At 40.9% G+C, this 17,348-nt stretch carries 11 protein-coding genes; 10 read left to right on the top strand and 1 reads right to left on the bottom strand.

From position 1 onward, the window contains the following. Positions 1–52 precede the first annotated feature (52 nt). The 9 genes from adhE to ilvC all read left to right on the top strand — a co-directional run bounded on the left by adhE (position 53) and on the right by ilvC (position 13,390). Positions 53–2,686 (top strand): bifunctional acetaldehyde-CoA/alcohol dehydrogenase, encoded by a 2,634-nt coding sequence (adhE, locus tag HMPREF9425_RS00600; protein ID WP_282645303.1) that lies wholly within the window; start codon positions 53–55, stop codon positions 2,684–2,686. Between the two features lie 437 nt (positions 2,687–3,123). Further along, positions 3,124–4,608 (top strand): threonine synthase, encoded by a 1,485-nt coding sequence (gene thrC / locus HMPREF9425_RS00610; RefSeq protein WP_003095862.1) that lies wholly within the window; start codon positions 3,124–3,126, stop codon positions 4,606–4,608. A gap of 59 nt (positions 4,609–4,667) precedes the next feature. Next, positions 4,668–5,954: an MATE family efflux transporter gene (locus HMPREF9425_RS00615; protein WP_003095863.1), complete on the top strand. Its 1,287-nt coding sequence runs from the start codon at positions 4,668–4,670 to the stop codon at positions 5,952–5,954. 111 nt (positions 5,955–6,065) lie between these two features. Then, a complete protein-coding gene (locus tag HMPREF9425_RS00620) occupies positions 6,066–6,431 on the top strand; it encodes an Asp23/Gls24 family envelope stress response protein (RefSeq protein WP_003092032.1) in 366 nt (121 codons plus the stop codon). Continuing rightward, positions 6,431–8,098: a DAK2 domain-containing protein gene (locus tag HMPREF9425_RS00625; RefSeq protein WP_003095865.1), complete on the top strand. Its 1,668-nt coding sequence runs from the start codon at positions 6,431–6,433 to the stop codon at positions 8,096–8,098. Before HMPREF9425_RS00620 ends, HMPREF9425_RS00625 begins: the two co-directional genes overlap by 1 nt. Positions 8,099–8,267: 169 nt before the next feature. Continuing rightward, positions 8,268–9,989: a dihydroxy-acid dehydratase gene (gene ilvD, locus HMPREF9425_RS00630; protein WP_003095867.1), complete on the top strand. Its 1,722-nt coding sequence runs from the start codon at positions 8,268–8,270 to the stop codon at positions 9,987–9,989. Positions 9,990–10,122: 133 nt separating this feature from the next. Beyond that, complete coding sequence (locus HMPREF9425_RS00635; RefSeq protein ID WP_003092011.1) at positions 10,123–11,823, top strand: acetolactate synthase large subunit; 1,701 nt, start codon at positions 10,123–10,125, stop codon at positions 11,821–11,823. Beyond that, complete coding sequence (gene ilvN / locus HMPREF9425_RS00640; protein WP_003095869.1) at positions 11,816–12,292, top strand: acetolactate synthase small subunit; 477 nt, start codon at positions 11,816–11,818, stop codon at positions 12,290–12,292. Before HMPREF9425_RS00635 ends, ilvN begins: the two co-directional genes overlap by 8 nt. 75 nt (positions 12,293–12,367) lie before the next feature. Continuing rightward, a complete protein-coding gene (gene ilvC / locus HMPREF9425_RS00645; RefSeq protein WP_002887024.1) occupies positions 12,368–13,390 on the top strand; it encodes a ketol-acid reductoisomerase in 1,023 nt (340 codons plus the stop codon). A gap of 123 nt (positions 13,391–13,513) precedes the next feature. Here the strand turns inward: ilvC and tyrS are convergent, their stop codons facing one another. Then, complete coding sequence (tyrS, locus tag HMPREF9425_RS00650) at positions 13,514–14,770, bottom strand: tyrosine--tRNA ligase (protein WP_037621240.1); 1,257 nt, start codon at positions 14,768–14,770, stop codon at positions 13,514–13,516. Between the two features lie 101 nt (positions 14,771–14,871). On the opposite strand from tyrS, the gene pbp1b reads away from it, so the two are divergent. Beyond that, on the top strand, positions 14,872–17,295 hold the full coding sequence (gene pbp1b / locus HMPREF9425_RS00655; protein WP_003095877.1) for a penicillin-binding protein PBP1B: 2,424 nt from the start codon (positions 14,872–14,874) through the stop codon (positions 17,293–17,295). Positions 17,296–17,348: the final 53 nt, after the last annotated feature.

The following is a 17,348-nucleotide window of genomic DNA, read 5'->3' on the forward strand; positions in this document are numbered from 1 at the left end:
TTATCAATGTAAGGGTTTACACAATATATAGAAAGCGCTATAATAGACTTGTATTAAATCTTGTGAAGTTTTTAACAAATATTCAAAGGAGTTTCATATGACTAAACAAACTAAAGATGTTCAAACAGTAATAGATGAATTGGCAACAAAAGGGGTTGAAGCTCTCGATGCCATGTCTAACTTTACGCAGGAGCAAGTGGACCACATTGTTCACCAAGCTGCGATTGCTGCCCTAGATAAACATATGTATTTGGCAAAATTGGCTGTTGATGAAACAGGTCGTGGTATTTATGAAGATAAAGCCATCAAAAATATGTATGCTTCTGAATACATTTGGAATAGTATTAAATATGACAGGACAGTAGGCGTTATCGCTGAAGATAAAGAACAAGGTTTGGTTTCTATCGCTGAGCCAGTAGGCGTTATCTGTGGGGTGACACCAACAACTAACCCAACTTCAACAACGATTTTCAAAGCCCTTATCGCTCTTAAGACTCGTAACTCTATCGTCTTTGCCTTCCACCCATCAGCTCAAAAATCATCTGCAGAGGCAGCTCGTATCGTTCGTGATGCAGCTATTGAAGCAGGTGCACCTAAGGACTGCATCCAGTGGATTGAAGAGCCATCTATCGAAGCAACTGGTCTTTTGATGAACCATCCTAAGATTGCCACAGTGCTTGCGACTGGTGGACCTGGTATGGTTAAGGCTGCTTATTCAACTGGTAAACCAGCGCTTGGTGTAGGAGCCGGAAACGTCCCATCTTATATTGCTGCTGATGCTAAGGTTAAACGTGCTGTCAACGATATCATCGTTTCAAAAACGTTTGACAATGGTATGATTTGCGCTTCTGAACAAGCAGCTATCGTTGATGCAGCTATTTATGATGAAGTTAAGGCTGAATTTGAGGCACATCAATGTGTCATCATTTCTAAAAAAGCTGATATTGCTAAATTAGAAAAAGTCGTTCTTAATGAGGCGCGTACAGCTGTAAACGGCGCTATTGTAGGTCACTCAGCTATGGAAATTGCTGAAAAAGCTGGTCTTAAAGTACCTGCAGGTACGAAAATGCTTTTGGCAGAAATTCCAGATGCAACAATGGAACACCCACTTGCCTTGGAAAAATTGTCTCCAGTACTTGCCCTTATCAAATCTGATGGCGTTCAGGATGGATTCAAAAAAGCAGAAGGCATGCTCAATTTGGGAGGTCTTGGACATACAGCTGTTATCCACACTGAAAATGAAGAGCTTCAACTCCAATATGGTATCCGCATGAAAGCCTGCCGTGTTTTGGTTAATAGTCCATCAGCTGAAGGTGGTATCGGTAATATCTACAACAATATGATTCCATCATTGACTCTTGGTTGTGGTTCATACGGTCATAACTCAGTTTCACACAATGTTAGCTCATTTGATCTCTTGAATGTCAAGACATTGTCAAAGCGTCGCAATAACATGCAATGGTTTCGTGTTCCACCAAAAATCTTCTTCGAAAAAGATTCAATAACTTACTTGCGTCACATTGAAGCTGACCGCGTGATGTTGGTTTGTGACCCTGGTATGGTTCAGTTTGGTTACGCTGACTTGGTTAAACGCCAATTGGAACTTAACCGCCATAAACCAGCAGTAGATGTTTTCTCAGATGTTGAGCCAAATCCATCTACGAATACGGTTTACAAAGGTTTAGAACGCTTTGTAGACTTCCAACCAGATGTTATCATCGCTCTTGGTGGTGGTTCTGCAATGGACGCTGCTAAGGCTATGTGGATGTTCTTTGAACACCCAGATGTAAGCTTCTTCGGCGCTAAACAAAAATTCTTAGATATCCGTAAACGTACTTACAAGATTCCTTACGCTCAGAAGACAACCTTTATCTGTATCCCAACAACTTCAGGGACAGGTTCAGAAGTAACGTCATTTGCGGTTATCACTGATAGTGAAACTCACATCAAGTATCCATTGGCAGATTACGCTTTGACTCCAGATATTGCCATCGTTGACCCTGCTTTGGTTATGAGTGTGCCTGCTAGCGTTACAGCAGATACAGGTATGGACGTTTTGACTCACGCCATTGAATCTTATGTATCAGTCATGGCTAGCGACTATACACGTGGGCTTTCACTTCAAGCCATTAAACTTGTTTTTGAAAATCTTGAACATTCTTATCGCTTTGGTGATGAAGAATCACGTGAAAAGATGCATAATGCGTCTACAATGGCTGGTATGGCCTTTGCCAATGCCTTCCTTGGAATCAACCACTCACTAGCTCACAAGGTTGGTCCTATGTTTGACATTCCACACGGACGTACCAATGCGATTTTGATGCCTCACGTAATCCGTTACAATGGTCGTGATCCTCAAAAACACGCTATGTTCCCTAAATATGACTACTTCCGTGCAGACAAGGATTACGCAGACATCGCTCGTTTCATGGGATGGGGTACTGACAAACAATCAGATGCTGAATTGGTTGAAGTTTTGGCACAAAAAGTATACGAATTGGGTATTGCCGTTGGTATTGACATGAACTGGAAGGGACAAGGTGTTACTAAGAAACTTCTTCAAGACACTGTCTATACTTTGGCTGAACATGCTTATGAAGACCAATGTACAACAGCTAATCCGAAAGAACCACTTATTTCAGAATTGAAAGAAATTATTGAAGTTGCCTTTGACTACAAAGGTTAAGTGATAGCCTAAAGTAGCTCTATGAGGGCTACTTTTTTACTAAAAGCTACTATATTAGAGTGTTTATCCAAACTAAAAATAAAGGACTTTCCTGAATAAGATAGAAAAACGCTTTAAGAATTGTTATAATAAGCTGATAGGATGGTAACTGTTTACTTCAATCCTGGTCAAAAATTAAAAGAATCAAGGTACCCAGTAACCTCAAAGAATATTGTGGTGAGGGTAAATCAAAAGATATCACTTTTTCAACTAAGAATGACACCAAAGATAAATTTTAAAAGAAAATCTGGGATAGAAATTCCGGATTTTTTCTGGTATTTAAATGAAATTAAACAAGTGAAATCCGAATGATTCTCTCACAAGTCACAATACGTGTAGAAATATTCTGACAATTATGCTACAATAGAGCCACACACTATCTAAAAAGAGGATTTACCATGACACTTGTATACCAATCAACACGTGACGAAAATAATAAAGTAACTGCTAGTCAGGCTATTCTTCAAGGACTGGCAACAGATGGTGGCTTGTTCACCCCATTGACAACACCTGAGATTGCTTTGGACTTTGATCAATTGAAAGACGCTTCTTACCAAGAAGTTGCTAAATTAGTCTTGTCTGCTTTCTTGGATGATTTTACTGAAGAAGAATTGGATTACTGTATCACAAATGCTTATGACGACAAGTTTGATACAGCTGCTATTGCACCAGTGGTCAAACTTCAAAACCATTACAACCTTGAGCTCTTTCATGGTTCTACCATTGCTTTCAAAGATATGGCGCTTTCAATCTTGCCTTATTTGCTAACAACATCAGCGAAGAAACAAGGTGTTGATAACAAGATTGTTATTTTGACAGCGACATCAGGTGATACTGGTAAAGCTGCCATGGCTGGTTTTGCAGATGTCCCTGGAACTGAAATTATTGTCTTTTATCCAAAAGATGGTGTTTCAAAAATCCAAGAATTGCAAATGACAACTCAAACAGGTGCTAACACTCACGTCATTGCCATTGATGGTAACTTTGATGATGCCCAAACCGATGTGAAACGTATGTTTAATGATGTTGATTTGCGTGAGAAATTGTTGACTCATCATACGCAATTCTCATCAGCTAACTCAATGAACGTCGGTCGTTTGGTACCACAAGTGGTTTACTATGTATATGCCTATGCGCAGTTGGTTAAGGCAGGTCATATCCAAAACGGAGATAAGGTTAACTTCACAGTCCCAACAGGAAACTTTGGTAACATCTTGGCGGCTTACTATGCACGTCAAATTGGTGTCCCAGTTGGTAAATTAATCTGTGCTTCTAACGAAAATAATGTCCTTACAGACTTCTTTGCAACAGGTACTTATGACAAGAAACGCGATTTCAAGGTAACAACAAGTCCTTCTATGGACATTTTGGTATCTTCTAACCTAGAACGCTTGATTTTCCACCTTCTTGGTAATGATGCGGTTAAGACTAAAGAGCTTATGGATGCACTTGTGACTAAAGGTGAGTATACTTTGGCTGATGCAGATAAAGATATTCTTGATTTGTTTGCAGCAGGTTTTGCAACTGAGGATGAAACAGCTGCTGAAATCAAGCGTGTCTATGATGAAGACAAATATATCGAAGATCCTCATACAGCAGTTGCCTCAGCTGTTTACGAAGCATACGTTCAAAAGACAGATGACCACACACCAACAGTTATCGCTTCAACAGCTAGCCCTTACAAATTCCCACGTGTGGCTGTTTCAGCTGTCACTGGTAAAGACAGTGGGGATGATTTCAAAGCAGTAGAAGATTTGCACCAACTTTCAGGTGTAGCTATCCCAGCTGCTGTAGATGGACTTGAACATGCAGAAGTTCGCCATAAAACAGTTGTTGCGGCAGCTGATATGCAAAAAGCAGTTGAAAGCTATCTTGGTGTATAAGAATAAAAAATAGGAGCTGAGAAATCAGCCCTATTTTTATCAATATAAAAGAAAATGTTATGACAGAAACAAAGAAAATTTTAAACATAGCCTTACCGGCTATGGCTGAAAACCTCTTACAAATGTTGATGGGGGTTGTCGATTCTTACCTAGTAGCTCAGGTTGGTATTGTTGCTATATCGGGGGTTTCCGTGGCCAATAATATCATTACGATTTATCAGGCTATCTTCATTGCGCTGGGGGCTTCGAGTGCCAGTGTCATTGCTAGAAGCCTAGGAAAAGGAGACGTTAAAGCGACTAACAGAGATACCTGGGATGCTATTATTATTACCCTTGCTCTTAGTATCGTCTTGGGTCTACTCTCCATTTTTGTTGGTGGATCCATTCTCAATCTTCTGGGCACTGAGCAATCTGTGACCCAGGCTGGCAGTCTCTATTTGGCTCTAGTCGGTGGAGGTGTGGTCTTTCTAGCTTTGATGACTACCTTTGGTAATATACTACGAGCCAAGGGACGTCCTCGTATTTCCATGGTCGTCAGTCTTTTGACCAATCTTCTTAACGCTCTTCTATCTTCTTTGGCTATTTTTGTTGGACATTGGGGGATTATTGGGGTAGCTACAGCTACGGTTTGTTCTCGCCTAGTTGGGACAGCCATACTATGGACTGCAATGAAATTGGATGTGAAACAGTTTGAAGTTACCAAACCTTTTAACAAGGAGTTGTTGGGAATTGCTTTGCCAGCAGCAGGTGAACGACTGATGATGCGTGCTGGAGATGTGGTCATTGTGGCTATTATTGTTACCTTTGGTACAGCTGTTGTCGGTGGTAATGCCATTGGTGAAAATATCACCCAGTTTAACTATATGCCTGGTATGGGAGTCGCCACGGCTACAGTTATCTTGGTTTCCAATAGTCTGGGGCGAGGGGATAAGGCGCAGATGAAGCGTATTATACGAGAGTCTTACTGGATTTCAACCTTCTTGATGGTTTTGGTTTCCGGAAGCATCTTATTTTTTGGCCATGGATTGTCAAGCTTCTTTACAGATAATAAAGCAGCTATTGCTGCTAGTCAGGTCGTTATTCTTTATTCGTTCCTAGGAAATCCCGTGACTTCGGCGACTTTAGTCTACACAGCAGTTTGGCAAGGTCTGGGTAAGGCTAAGATACCTTTCTATGCGACAACTATTGGGATGTGGCTAATCCGAATTTTCTCAGGCTACTTCCTAGGAGTGAGTTTGGGAATGGGCCTGGCAGGTGTTTGGATTGCAACCGTTGTTGATAATGTATGGCGTGCGGTCTTCCTCTATGTGATGTACCGTCGTTATCTCATAAAGAGAAAGTTTTAATGATAAATATTGAGGAGATACTTTTATTCAAAGGGTATCTTCTTCTTATTTTTTACAAGTAAGCTCGAATATGGTAAAATAAGCTGATAAAAACTTTTTGAGGTAGTAATTATGACTGTAAAAATCAATACAAAAGATGGTCAAATCGAATTGTCAGATGATGTCATCGCAACAGTAGTTGGCGGTTCAGCAACAGAAATTTTTGGCGTTGTCGGTATGGCAAGTAAGAGTGCTATCCGAGATAATTTTCAAGCACTTCTTGGAAAAGAAAACTACGCAAAAGGAGTTGTCGTGAAATCTACTGATGCAGGTATCACTGTGGATGTCTACACTGTTATGAGTTATGGTGTTAAGATTAGTGAGGTTTCAAAAAATATTCAAGAACGTGTGAAATTTAATCTTGAGAATCAACTCGGTATCAAGACTGAAACAGTAAATGTTTACGTTCAAAATATCAAAGTCGTAGGAGAAAACTAGTGTCTAAAATTACAACAAGCTTACTTCAGGAGATGGTCCAAGCGGCAGCAACACGTCTAGGTAAGCAAGCAGAATATGTGAATTCACTCAATGTCTTCCCAGTACCAGATGGAGATACTGGAACAAACATGGGAATGACTATGGATAACGGAGCCAAGGCTGTCGCAGATCAAACAGCTTCAACAGTTGGTGAAGTTGGTCAGATTTTGTCTAAAGGTCTCTTGATGGGTGCTCGCGGTAACTCAGGTGTTATTACATCACAATTGTTCCGTGGTTTTGGTCAAAGCATCAAGGATAAAACGGAACTTGACGGCCAAGATCTAGCTCACGCCTTCCAATTAGGTGTTGAAGTTGCGTATAAAGCTGTTATGAAACCTGTCGAAGGAACAATTCTTACAGTATCACGTGGTGCAGCTTCAGCAGCGGTTAAGAAATCTGAATCTACTAATGATGCTGTTGAGGTTATGCGTGCAGCTCTTGATGGGGCTAAGGCTGCCTTGGCTAAGACACCAGAGATGCTTCCAGTTTTGAAAGAAGTTGGTGTAGTAGACTCAGGTGGTCAAGGTTTGGTCTTTATTTATGAAGGTTTCTTGTCAGCCCTCACAGGTGAGTATATCGCTTCAGAGGACTTCCAAGCGACACCTGCTACTATGACAGAGATGATCAATGCAGAACATCATAAGTCAGTTGCAGGTCATGTTGCAACAGAAGATATTACCTTCGGGTACTGTACGGAAATCATGGTTGGTCTCAAACAAGGTCCAACTTATGTGAAAGACTTTGATTATGAAGAGTTCCAAAATTATTTGAGTAATCTTGGGGATTCTCTCCTTGTTGTTAACGACGATGAAATTGTAAAAGTTCACGTCCATACAGAGGATCCAGGTCTTGTCATGCAAGAAGGTCTTAAATATGGTGCTCTTGTCAAAGTTAAGGTTGACAACATGCGTAATCAACACGATGCACAAGTTCAAAAAGCAGAAGCCATTCAAACTGCGCCTTCTACTCCTAAAGACTTTGCCCTTATTGCAGTTGTTGCCGGAGATGGACTTGCAGATATCTTCAAATCACAAGGTGTTGACTATGTGATTTCAGGTGGTCAAACAATGAACCCATCAACGGAGGATATCGTTAAGGCCATTGAGCAGGTTAATGCCAAGAATGTTATCATCTTGCCAAATAATAAAAACATCTTTATGGCAGCACAATCAGCTGCTGAAGTAGTGGATGTTAATGCGGCTGTTGTTGAAACACGTACAGTTCCACAAGGCTTTACAAGCTTGCTTGCTTTCGATCCTAGCCAAAGTATCGAAGCTAATGTTGAAGCTATGACAGTTAGTCTTTCAGATGTAACAAGTGGTAGCGTGACTTTGGCAGTACGTGACACAACTATTGATGGTCTTGAGATTCATGAAAATGATATCCTTGGTATGGTGGATGGTAAGATCCTTGTGTCTACACCAGATATGGACCAAGCCCTCCTTGACACCTTTGACAAGATGATTGACGAAGACAGTGAAATTGTTATGATTTACGTCGGCGAAGAAGGTAATCAAGAACAAGCTCAAGCACTTGCGGAAAAATTGGAAGAGGCTCACGAAGATATCGAAGTTGAAATCTTCCAAGGAGACCAACCAGTTTATCCATACCTCTTTAGCGTTGAGTAATTTAAAAATAATCATTTAGGAAGTCTTAGGGCTTCCTTTTTATTTAGATCGTTTCGATACTGTAAAGCCATTTTTTCGGAATTACAGAAATATTCTGAAAATTCCTTGACATTACTTTCCAAAGTGGTAACATATGTTGTAAGAAATTTTATAGATTGAAGGTAAGGTCATGAGAAGTGATATGATCAAAGTTGGTGTTGATAAAGCACCTGCACGTGGACTTTTGTATGCGACTGGACAGGTTAAATCTTCTAAGGATATGCAAAAGCCCTTTATTGCTATTTGTAATTCTTATATTGATATTGTTCCAGGACATGTCCACCTACGTGAATTAGCGGATATTGCCAAGGAGGCTATCCGTGAAGCTGGTGGTATTCCTTTTGAGTTTAATACCATTGGTGTAGATGACGGGATTGCCATGGGACATATTGGGATGCGTTACAGCCTTCCTTCACGAGAATTAATTGCTGATGCTGCAGAGACTGTTATTAATGCCCACTGGTTTGACGGTGTGTTCTATATCCCAAACTGTGATAAGATTACACCAGGAATGATTTTGGCAGCCATGCGTACTAATGTGCCAGCGGTATTCTGTTCAGGTGGACCTATGAAGGGTGGAGTTGATATGACTGGTCATCAGGCTACTTTATCAAGCTTGTTTGAAGCTGTAGGTACTTATCAGGCTGGAGATATGAGCAAAGAAGAGCTTGATTATTTAGAGAAAAATGCCTGTCCGACTTGTGGTTCATGTTCAGGAATGTTTACTGCCAATTCAATGAACTGTTTGATGGAAGTTTTGGGTCTTGCCCTTCCAGGTAACGGTACTATCCTAGCCGTTTCAGACGAACGTCGTGAATTGGTTCGTCAAGCAGCCACAAAATTAATGGATAACATCAAAAATAATGTTCGCCCACGTGATATTGTGACCAAAGAAGCCATCGATGATGCTTTTGCTCTAGATATGGCCATGGGTGGTTCAACCAATACCGTTCTTCATACCCTTGCTATTGCGCGTGAGGCTGGTATTGACTATGACCTTAAGGACATCAATGAGATTGCTAAGAAGACACCTTATCTCTCTAAAATTGCTCCTTCCAGCATCTATACCATGCATGATGTACATGAAGCAGGTGGTGTTCCAGCAATTATTAATCAGTTGATTAAGAAAGGTGCCATTAAGGGTGATCGTATTACGGTTACTGGTAAAACCTTAAAAGAAAATGTAGCTGGTGCTGAAATCAAAAATGAAGAAATTATCCATCCAATCGAGCAACCTATTTCACCGGTTGGCGGTTTGTCTATCCTTTATGGAAATATTGCTCAGGATGGGGCTGTTATCAAGGTTGGTGGTGTAGATCCATCCGTTAAAACTTTCCGTGGTAAAGCCATTTGTTGTGATTCACAAGCTCAAGCCCTTGAATTGATTGATAATGGAACGGTTAAGAAGGGCCATGTTGTTGTCATTCGTTACGAAGGCCCTCAGGGTGGTCCTGGTATGCCAGAGATGTTAGCGCCAACCTCTAAGATTGTAGGCCGCGGTCTTGGTAAGGATGTTGCTCTGATTACTGATGGTCGTTTCTCAGGAGCAACTCGTGGTATTGCTATTGGTCACGTATCTCCAGAAGCTGCGGAAGGTGGCAATATCGCTCTGATTGAAGATGGGGATGAAATTGTGATTGATCTTCCCAACCGTACCATTGATTTGCTCGTAGATGATGCGACACTTGAAGCACGCCGTAAACATTTGAAACCTTTCAAATCTAAGATCTCAAGTGGATGGTTGCGCCGTTACACTGCTTTTGCTAAATCAGCTAATGTCGGTGGAACTCTGATGAGTGATGAAGAATTTGAAGAACGTAAAGCAGAACGTCAAGCACAAGAAAAAAACTAAGAATATTATTTCCGAAGAGTTTGTGATATTTTTCTCTGAAACCCTTGCAAATTTAGTTAAAAATGTTATTATAGTATACAAGGTTTTGAATTTTTAGACAATTCGAAAAAAACAATTGCTAAAGGAGGTCCATGTGGAGAAAATTGAACTTGAAGAAGCACGCTCTGGTGCTGATTTGATTCTTGATACACTTCTTGAACTTGGGATTTCAACTATTTTTGGGTATCCTGGCGGAGCGGTTCTTCCTTTGTATGATGCTATTTACAAAAATGAAGATATTAATCATATTTTGTCTCGTCATGAGCAAGGAAGTCTGCACGAAGCTGAAGGTTATGCTAAATCAACTGGTAAACTTGGTGTTGCTCTTGTAACGAGTGGTCCCGGTGCAACAAATGCTATTACCGGGATTGCAGATGCTATGAGTGATAGTGTACCTCTCCTGGTCTTTACAGGTCAGGTAGCAACATCAGGTATTGGTAAGGATGCCTTCCAAGAGGCTGACATTGTCGGAATTACCATGCCAATTACCAAATACAACTACCAGATTCGTGATACGGCTGATATTCCTCGTATTATTCGAGAAGCGGTTCATATCGCAACAACTGGTCGTCCTGGTCCAGTTGTTATCGACCTCCCTAAAGATGTCGTAGCTAAGGAAACAGCCTTCATCAATGATACTGAAATTAATCTTCCAAGTTACCAACCGACGCTAAGACCAAACGAAATGCAAATCAAGAAAATCTTGAAGCAGTTGGGGAAAGCTAAAAAGCCGGTTATTGTAGCTGGAGGTGGGGTGTCTTATTCCGAATCTGCTAAGGAGCTAGTTGCTTTTGCAGAGCGCTACCAAATCCCAGTTGTTACAAGTCTTCTAGGACAAGGGACAATTGCTACTAGTCATCCCCTTTTCTTGGGGATGGGTGGTATGCACGGTTCATATGCGGCTAACATTGCTATGACCGATGCTGACTTTATGATTGCCATTGGTTGTCGTTTTGATGATCGTTTGACAGGTAATCCTAAAACATTTGCTAAAAATGCTAAGGTTGTCCATATTGATGTAGATCCAGCTGAGATTGGTAAAATTATTGCAGTGGACCTTCCGGTTGTTGGTGATGCTAAACAAGCCCTTGAAATGCTCTTAGCAGAACCGGTAGTTCAGAATAACACTGAAAAATGGATTGAAAAAGTTACAAAAGACAAAGAGCGTGTACGTTCTTACGATAAGAAAGAACGTATGGTACAGCCTCAGTCGGTTATCGAGCGTATTGGTGAATTGACTAAGGGTGACGCCGTTGTTGTTACTGACGTTGGTCAACATCAAATGTGGACAGCTCAGTATTATCCATACCAAAATGAGCGTCAATTGGTGACCTCAGGTGGTCTTGGAACAATGGGATTCGGTGTCCCAGCAGCAATTGGTGCTAAAATTGCTAATCCTGATAAAGAAGTTATCCTCTTTGTTGGTGATGGTGGTTTCCAAATGACGAACCAAGAATTGGCTATCTTAAATATTTACAAGGTGCCAATCAAGGTTGTTATGTTGAACAATCACTCGCTTGGTATGGTACGTCAATGGCAAGAGTCCTTCTACGAAGGGCGTACATCAGAGTCTGTCTTTGATACTCTTCCGGATTTCCAATTGATGGCTCAAGCTTACGGCATTAAGTCTTACAAGTTTGATAATCCAGAGACAATTGATCAGGATTTGGAAGTTATCAAGGAAGACGTGCCAATGTTCATCGAGGTGGATATCTCTCGTAAAGAGCATGTCTTGCCAATCGTTCCGGCTGGTAAGAGTAATCACGAAATGTTGGGGGTGAAGTTCAATGCGTAGAATGTTAACAGCTAAACTTCAGAACCGTTCGGGTGTCCTTAACCGCTTCACAGGTGTTCTTTCACGACGTCAAGTTAATATTGAAAGTATCTCTGTAGGGGCTTCTGAGGATCCTAACGTTTCACGTATTACGATTATTATTGATGTGAATTCTCAAAATGAAGTGGAACAAATCATCAAACAGCTTAATCGTCAGATTGATGTGATTCGTATCCGTGATATCACGGATCAGCCACACTTGGAACGTGAAGTTATCCTAATTAAGGTATCAGCACCAACATCTAAGCGTGCTGAAATCTTGGCGATTATTCAACCTTTCCGTGCTTCGGTGGTTGATGTAGCACCAAGCTCTATCACTATCCAGATGACAGGTGATGCTGAAAAGAGCGAGGCGCTTCTACGAGTTATTCGTCCTTACGGAATCAAGAATATCGCTCGTACGGGTGCTACTGGATTTACCCGTGATTAAAAAATCCAACCTAAATTTGTTAACCCAGCCTTAAAAAGGCAATAAAATATTTTTTTAGAAAAGAGACATATTACTATGGCAGTTCAAATGGAATATGAAAAAGACGTAAAAGTAGCAGCACTTGACGGTAAAAAAATCGCCGTTATCGGTTACGGTTCACAAGGTCATGCGCATGCACAAAACTTGCGTGATTCAGGTCACGATGTGATCATCGGTGTTCGTCCAGGTAAATCATTTGATAAAGCTAAAGAAGATGGTTTTGATACTTACACAGTAGCAGAAGCAACTAAATTGGCTGATATCATTATGGTTTTGGCACCAGATGAAATTCAAAAAGATATCTATAAAGATGAAATTGAGCCAAACTTGAGTGCAGGCAAAGCTCTTGGTTTTGCACACGGATTTAACATCCACTTCGAATTCATCAAAGTCCCTAAAGATGTTGATGTCTTTATGGTTGCTCCTAAAGGACCAGGTCACTTGGTACGCCGTACATATACAGAAGGCTTTGGTGTTCCAGCACTTTACGCAGTATATCAAGATGCTACAGGCAATGCTAAAGACATCGCTATGGACTGGGCTAAAGGTATTGGTTCTGCACGTGTTGGATTACTTGTAACAACATTTAAAGAAGAAACTGAAGAAGATTTGTTTGGTGAGCAAGCGGTTCTTATGGGTGGGTTGACACATCTTATTGAAGCTGGTTTTGAAGTCTTGACTGAAGCAGGCTATGCACCACAATTGGCTTACTTTGAAGTGCTTCACGAAATGAAATTGATCGTTGACTTGATCTACGAAGGTGGATTCAAGAAAATGCGTCAATCATGTTCAAATACTGCAGAATTTGGTGACTTTGTAACTGGTCCACGTGTCATCGGTCCAGAAGTCAAAGAAAACATGAAAGCTGCCCTTGCGGATATCCAATCAGGTAAATTTGCACGTGAATTCGTTGAAGACCATGATGCTGGCTTCCCACGTTTGAAAGCTTACCGTAAAGAAGCTGAAGAGCTTGAAATTGAAAAGATTGGTGCTGAATTGCGTAAAGCAATGCCATTCGTTGGTCAAAATGACGATGACGCATTCAAAATCTATAACTAATGTGATAGTCTCAAAAACCAGTCTAGTACTGGTTTTTTGTGTTCTGAAGAGAGTAGTTGGGAATCCGACTGCTTTTTTTGGATAAAAAAACTCACTCCATTAAGGAGTGAGAATAGCTATAAATTAGTAAGTCAAGACAAAGTTTTTCTTCTTACCACGACGGATAACAGTAATTTCATTATCAATTTTATCTGTATCTGAGAGAGTGTAATCCAGGTCTTGTACACGTTCACCGTTGATGTAGATAGCGCCGTTTTGGACATCTTCACGTGCTTGACGTTTAGATGGTGAAATTTTTGCATTGACGAGAAGTTCAACAATGTTCAGATTTTCATCTGCTGAAATTTCATATGTTGGGACACCGTTAAGGGCAACTTTAAGGTCACGTGCTGAGAGAGCTTTAAGGTTACCAGCGAAGAGTTGTTCAGTGATGTGAACAGCTTGTTCATAGGCTTCTTTACCGTGAACCAAAGTAACAACTTCGCGAGCCAGAACCTTTTGTGCTAAACGTTGGTGACGAGCTTGGTCAAATTCTTTACCGATTTCTTCGATTTCTTCAAGTGACAAGAAAGTGAAAATTTTCAAGAAACGAACGGCGTCATCGTCCATAACGTTAAGCCAGAATTGGTACATTTCGTAAGGTGTTGTCTTAGTAGAGTCAAGCCAGACAGCGTTACCTTCAGATTTACCGAATTTTTTACCGGTTGAATCTGTGATAAGTGGAACTGTGATAACGTGTCCAGATTTGTCCGCTTTACGACGCAATAGCTCAGTACCTGCTGTCATGTTACCCCATTGGTCAGAACCACCAATTTGGAGGGTTACGCCATATTTATCATTGAGTTCATAGAAGTCGTAACCTTGCATAATTTGGTAAGCGAACTCAGTGTAAGAGATACCTGTTTCGATACGTTTCTTAACAGATTCCTTGCTCATCATGTAGTTAACTGTGAAGTATTTACCGACATCACGCAAGAAATCGATGAAGCTAACTGAACCAAACCAGTCATAGTTGTTGACCATAACGGCTTTGTTGTCACCATTTTCAAAATCAAGGAAGCGAGAGAGTTGGCCTTGGATTTTTTCTACCCAACCTTCAACGGTTTCTTTGGTTTGGAGGCTACGCTCAGCATCTTTAAATGATGGGTCACCAATCAAACCTGTCGCACCCCCAACAAGGGCGTAAGGTTTGTGGCCAGCCAATTGAAGGCGACGACTAGTAAGGATAGCGACAAGGTGTCCAAGGTGGAGACTGTCTGCTGTTGGGTCATAACCAGTGTAGTATGAGACTGGTCCCTCTTCAAAGGCTTTTACAAGGGCTTCTTCATCAGTGGTTTGAAAAATCAAGCCACGTGCTTTTAGTTCTTCAAAAATTGTCATGATATTCTCCAGTAAAGTATATTCTGCACCATTATACCAAAAGAAAGCAACCCTATGCAAGCTTTGTCAAAGTTTGTTATAATAGGCTTTGAGGTATTTCTATGAATTTTGAAAAAATAATAAATTATTTTAGGCGACTAGGGCAGACTATTCGTACAAAGTTTGCTAGTCCTAGGTCTAAAAGAGGAGATAAATATTTTAAAGAAAGGAAAGCTACGACTGGATCTAAGTGGAATCGTAAGCAAGCACGGAAGTCGCCTGAGGATGGGGTGACACTCTTAGACATGGGTGATGTTTTCTTAAAAACCTTAAAGCTCTTGTCTGATTTCTTTTATGTGGTTATTATCGTTCTTACCCTATTCGGTGCAGGAATTGGTTTGGGTTATCTGGGGAGTCAAATTGAGTCTGTTCCATCGATTAAGGACAAAACCTTGTTGAATCAGATTAGTGAGGTTAGTTTGGTATCTTCGATGAGCTATTCCGATTCCAAGAAGATTGCGGATATTGACACTGACTTGCTGAGAACACCTATTGAGAGTGATGCGATTTCTAACAATGTCAAAAATGCCATCATTGCGACTGAGGATGAAAATTTTAAAAAGCATAAGGGTGTTGTACCAAAGGCAGTTTTTAGGGCGTTGGTATCATCAGTTTTGGGAGTTGGCTCTTCAAGTGGTGGTTCAACTCTGACTCAACAGTTAATCAAGCAACAGGTAACAGGAGATGCACCAACCTTCAAACGTAAGGCGGCAGAGATTATCTATGCTTTACAATTGGAGCGTCGCGCTTCCAAAAATGAAATTTTAACTGATTATCTGAATGTTTCTCCTTTTGGTCGTAACAACAAGGGGAAAAATATTGCTGGTATCGAAGAGGCTGCACAAGGGATTTTTGGGGTCTCTGCTGCGGGTTTGACAGTTCCTCAGGCGGCCTATCTGGCAGGTTTGCCACAGAGCCCGATTGTCTACTCACCTTATACAGCTGATGGACAATTAAAAAACGCAGAGGATCTTTCTTATGGCTTGGCACGTCAACAAGATGTACTCTACAATCTTTATCGCGGTGGCTATCTAGATAAGTCGCAGTATGAAAGCTATAAGGATTATGATATCACTAAAGATTTCAAGGCTGGTGAGAAGTCTGATGCCGTAAGTCATGACTATTTGTACTATTCTGTCATGTCTGAGGCTCAGGATGTCATGTATGATTATCTCGTTAAACGTGACAAGGTGTCGAGTCAAGATTTGAAAAATGATAAGACCAAGGAAACCTATCGTGAGATGGCCCTTAAAGAGCTACAAACCGGTGGCTACAGCGTTAAGACAACTATTGATAATGCAGTTTATAATGCGATGCAAGATGCTGCGACTCAATATGGTGGCCTCCTCGACCAAGGTGGAAATAGTGGAGTTGAAGTCGGAAATGTGCTCATGGATAATGCGACTGGAGCAATCTTAGGATTTGTCGGTGGTCGTAATTATGAGAATAACCAGAATAACCATGCCTTTGATACTGCTCGTTCTCCTGGATCTTCTATTAAGCCTATTATCGCTTATGGAATTGCTATTGATCAAGGTTTGATGGGTAGCTCAAGTATCCTTTCTAACTACCCAACTAATTTTACGGGTGGAACGCCTATTCTCCATGATGGTGATAAGGGTACAGCTATGATGAATCTTCAAGAAGCACTCAATACCTCATGGAACATTCCAGCCTTTTGGACTTATCAAATGCTTCAACGTCATGATGTTGACGTTGAGGGCTATATGACCAAGATGGGTTATAAGATTGCTAACTACAATATCGAGAGTCTACCTCTTGGTGGAGGGATTGAAACCACGGTTGCCCAACAGGTAAATGCCTATCAAATGCTTTCAAATGGTGGTGTCTATGAGAAGGGCCATATGATTGATAGTATTACTGACCGGACTGGCGAAGTTATCTATCAGCATAAATCTGAAGGGGTTCAGGTCTTTTCAAGAGCTACGGCTAGCATTATGGATAACCTGCTCAAGGAAGTTGTGGTTAAAGGAGCGACAACCCAATTTTATTCTGAGTTGAAAAATGTCAATGGTGCAGCAGCCTCAGCTGACTGGATGGGTAAAACAGGAACGACAGATAACTTTGCGGATGCTTGGTTGATAGTATCGACGCCTGGTATTACCCTTGGAGGTTGGGCTGGTTATGATGACAATGCACCTACCAATTCTAAAACGGGTTACACCTACAATGCGCAATATATGGCTCGTTTAACTTCCGCCATCTACAATGCTAATCCGAGTATTTTTAAAACGGGAGATAAGTTTAATATCGATTCAAGTGCCATTAAGGCAAGTGTGCTCAAATCAACAGGCCTTAAACCAGCAACAGTGTCTGTCAATGGTCGTAATGTTTCTGTAAGTGGTGAAATGGTTGATACTTATTGGGCTAAAAATGGGCCTGGGGATACAACCTACAAATTTGCTATTGGTGGAACTGACAGTGACTATCAAAAAGCCTGGTCTAGCATTCTTGAAGGACATTAGGAATTACCAAGAAAACTTGCAAAAAAGCAAAAAATTAGGTATAATATAGACAA

The sequence above is a fragment of the Streptococcus vestibularis ATCC 49124 genome, from assembly GCF_000188295.1.
GTDB classification, from domain to species: domain Bacteria; phylum Bacillota; class Bacilli; order Lactobacillales; family Streptococcaceae; genus Streptococcus; species Streptococcus vestibularis.

Excerpts from the sequence above, each read along its gene's own strand:
- thrC (WP_003095862.1), top strand. The coding sequence starts at position 3,124 with ATGACACTTGTATACCAATCAACACGTGACGAAAATAATAAAGTAACT.
- HMPREF9425_RS00615 (WP_003095863.1), top strand. The coding sequence starts at position 4,668 with ATGACAGAAACAAAGAAAATTTTAAACATAGCCTTACCGGCTATGGCT.
- HMPREF9425_RS00620 (WP_003092032.1), top strand. The coding sequence starts at position 6,066 with ATGACTGTAAAAATCAATACAAAAGATGGTCAAATCGAATTGTCAGAT.
- ilvD (WP_003095867.1), top strand. The coding sequence starts at position 8,268 with ATGAGAAGTGATATGATCAAAGTTGGTGTTGATAAAGCACCTGCACGT.
- ilvN (WP_003095869.1), top strand. The coding sequence starts at position 11,816 with ATGCGTAGAATGTTAACAGCTAAACTTCAGAACCGTTCGGGTGTCCTT.
- ilvC (WP_002887024.1), top strand. The coding sequence starts at position 12,368 with ATGGCAGTTCAAATGGAATATGAAAAAGACGTAAAAGTAGCAGCACTT.
- tyrS (WP_037621240.1), bottom strand. The coding sequence starts at position 14,770 with ATGACAATTTTTGAAGAACTAAAAGCACGTGGCTTGATTTTTCAAACC.
- pbp1b (WP_003095877.1), top strand. The coding sequence starts at position 14,872 with ATGAATTTTGAAAAAATAATAAATTATTTTAGGCGACTAGGGCAGACT.